Source organism: Clostridium sardiniense (genome assembly GCF_016907995.1).
GTDB lineage: Bacteria > Bacillota > Clostridia > Clostridiales > Clostridiaceae > Clostridium > Clostridium sardiniense.
Genome location: NZ_JAFBDA010000051.1, coordinates 1 through 1,538, shown reverse-complemented (window position 1 = coordinate 1,538; position 1,538 = coordinate 1). Strand labels below are relative to the sequence as shown.

Below are 1,538 nucleotides of genomic sequence, written 5' to 3'. Positions count from 1 at the left end.
TCAGAGTGTCGACAAAGTCGACACTCTTTTGTTTTTCAAGTAAAATAAGTTTGGGTGATATAAATGTTAACTAAAAGAGAAATGAATTCAAGAGAGCAAGTAGAATTCAATTGTTTAGAACAATTGGTTCCGAAAGATCATTTACTTAGAAAAATTGATAAAATAATAAATTTTAATTTTATATATGATGAAGTTGCAGAGTTATACTCTGCTACGGGAAGACCAAGTATTGATCCAGTTGTATTAGTAAAAATAGTGATGATTCAATATTTATTTGGCATACCATCAATGAGACAAACTATTAAAGAGATTCAGGTAAACATGGCATATAGGTGGTTTTTAGGTTATTCGATTAGCGAAGCAATTCCTCATTTTTCAACTTTCAGTAAAAACTATGAAAGAAGATTTAAAGGTACGTCTTTATTTAATACTATCTTTACCAAAATATTAGAGATTGCTGAAGAAAATGGGCTTATAGCGCCCGAACAAATATACATAGATTCAACTCATATAAAAGCTAGTGCTAACAAAAAGAAATATAAAAAGGTAAATATACAAGTTGAATCTAAAAAATATCAAGACAAGCTAAATGACGAGATTGATAATGATAGAAAAAATCATGGTAAAAAACCTTTAAAGAAGGATTCAATAGTAAAAAAGAAAGAAATTATTAAAAGCACTACTGATGAAGAAAGTGGTATGTTTTACAAAACAGAAAAAGAAAAATGTTTTGCGTATTTAGCACATACAGCTTGTGATGATAACAACTTTATACTTGGATTCGATATAACTCCTGGGAACATCCACGATAGCGTAGCATTCGAAGATGTTTACTCTAAAGTTATTGATAGATATGGCTCAAGAATTATAGCTACCGCTATTGATGCGGGATATGTTACTCCACACATAGCTAAAACAATTTTAGATTCTAATGTTCTTCCATCAATGCCATATAAGAGACCAATGACTAAAAAGGGATTCTTTAAAAAATATGAATTTGCATATGATGAGAAAAATGATTGTTATATTTGCCCAAATAATAAAATTATTAAATACTCAACTACTAATAGAGAAGGATATAAAGAATATAAATCCAATTCAAAAGAATGTGTTAATTGTCCGGTAAAGCAACGCTGCACAGAAAGCAAAGCAAATCAGAAGGTAGTTACTAGACATATTTGGCAAAAATATTTAGATGAAGCAAATCATTTAAGATATGATAAATATGTTAAATCGGTATATAAAAGAAGAAAGGAAACTATAGAACGTGTCTTTGCTGATGCAAAGGAAAAGCACGGAATGAGATTTACTCACTTAAGAAGCTTGGTAAAAATTAAATTTGAGACCACGCTTATTTTTGCATGCATGAATTTGAAAAAGATAGCAAATAAACTTTGGAAAAGACCAGGGAACGTCTTTTCTTTACCGTATATAGATTTGCTTATGCAAATCTTAGATTGTTCAATTTCAGAATTAAATATATAAAATATTAAAAGGACTTTTTCTTTTGTGAAAAAGTCCTTTTGTCTACAGACTGA

General features: G+C 29.3%; 1 protein-coding gene. It reads left to right on the top strand.

Annotation, left to right across the window (positions count from 1 at the left end):
* Nucleotides 1-63 precede the first annotated feature (63 nt).
* On the top strand, nt 64-1,485 hold the full coding sequence (locus tag JOC62_RS19045) for an IS1182 family transposase (protein ID WP_243425118.1): 1,422 nt from the start codon (nt 64-66) through the stop codon (nt 1,483-1,485).
* Nucleotides 1,486-1,538 lie beyond the last annotated feature (53 nt).

Bases quoted from the DNA above. Each gene is read 5' to 3' on its own strand.
- JOC62_RS19045 (WP_243425118.1), top strand. From the start codon at position 64: ATGTTAACTAAAAGAGAAATGAATTCAAGAGAGCAAGTAGAATTCAAT.